This window comes from Sphingomonas sp. KR3-1, assembly GCF_040049295.1.
GTDB lineage: Bacteria > Pseudomonadota > Alphaproteobacteria > Sphingomonadales > Sphingomonadaceae > Sphingomonas.
In genome coordinates this window covers 1-1,642 of record NZ_JBDZDQ010000006.1, presented here as the reverse complement: position 1 = coordinate 1,642, position 1,642 = coordinate 1, and the positions used below count along the sequence as shown (strand labels likewise).

Genomic DNA, 1,642 nt, shown 5'->3' with positions numbered 1-1,642 from the left:
CGGTGAACGCCAATCTGGGCACGGGCACGGTCTTCAACCTGGGCGGCAGCTCGGTGCTGAACGGCACGTCGGCGGCGACGGCCGTCGCGGTCAATGGCGGCACGCTGGCGCTGGGCGCGGCGAACCGGCTGGCGGATACGGCGACGGTGACGGTCGCCTCGGGGGCGACGCTCGACCTGGGTGGCTTCGGCGATACGGTGGGCACGCTCGGGCTGAACGGCACGCTGGCGGGCAGCGGCACGCTGACCGCGGGCCAATATCAGCTGACCGGCGCGACGGTGAACGCCAATCTGGGCACCGGCACGGTCTTCAACCTGGGCGGCAGCTCGGTGCTGAACGGCACCGCCGGCGGCGACGTCTCGGTCCAGGCCGGCACGCTGGCGCTCGGCGCGGCGAACCGGCTGGCGGACAATGCCATGGTGGCGGTCGCCTCGGGCGCGACGCTCGACCTCGGCGCGTTCGGCGACACGGTCGGCGCGCTGGCGCTGGGCGGCACGCTGGCCGGCACCGGCACGCTCACCGCGGCGCAGGTCCAGCTGACCGGCGCGACCGTCAACGCCAATCTCGGTGCGGGCACGCTGGCCAACATGGGCGGCGTCTCGGTGCTGAGCGGCACCGCGGCGGCGACCAATGTCACCGTCCAGGCCGGCACGCTGCGCCTCGGCGCCAGCGACCGCCTGGCCGACGGCGCGACGCTGGGCGTGGCATCGGGCGCGACCTTCGATCTCGCCACCTATAACGAGACCGTGGCGGCGATCGCGGGCACCGGCACGATCGCGCTGGGCACCGGCCGCCTGACGCTCAACAACACGGGGAACACCGGCTTTGGCGGCTCGATCACCGGCACGGGCTCGATCGACAAGCAGGGCATCGGCGCGCTGACGCTGGCCGGCACCTTCGCCACCACCGGCCGCTTCGACGTGTCGGCGGGCACCCTCGCCTTCGCGGGCTCGACCCAGGGCGGCATCCGCGTCCAGGGCGGCACGCTGATCGGCGGCGGCACGCTGGCGGGCAACCTGACGCTGGCCTCGGGCAGCTTCTCGCCGGGCGGCCTCGCCACCGGCGCGCTGGGCGCGATCAACCCGATCGGCAGCTTCACGGCGGGCAGCCTCAACGTGACCGGCGGCAGCCTGTTGTTCGACTTTGGCGGCACCAGCCTCAACTTCGCGTCGGACTCGATCAAGGTGAACGGCACCGCGACGCTGACGGGCGGCACGGTGGCGGTCAACGCGCTGACCGCGGCGGCGAGCGACTACCGGTTCAACCAGCTCTACACGATCGTCCAGGCGAACGCCCTCACCGGCACCTTCGCCAATGGCAGCGTGTTCGCCACGGTGGCGAGCAACACCAACCTGAAGTGGCGCCTGCGCTACGACCTGGTCGCCAATGCCGTCGTCCTCCAGGTCCAGAAGAACATGGAGTTCAACGACGGCGTCGCCGCGGGCGACGCCAACACGCTGGCGGTGGCCAACGCGCTGGGCAACTCGACCACCGGCAACGCGTCGGACAGCTGGGCGGACACGCTCAACGCGATCACCTCGCTCAGCACGGCGCAGCGCGTCGCGGCGTTCAAGAGCTTCAGCGGCGAAGCGCTCGCCGATGTCTCGACCGCGACGCTCTCGGCGAACAACCTGTTCACCGA

General features: G+C 72.0%; 1 pseudogene. It reads left to right on the top strand.

What is annotated here, in order from left to right:
* Positions 1–1,642: pseudogene (locus ABLE38_RS21210) on the top strand (hypothetical protein); the annotation flags it as partial.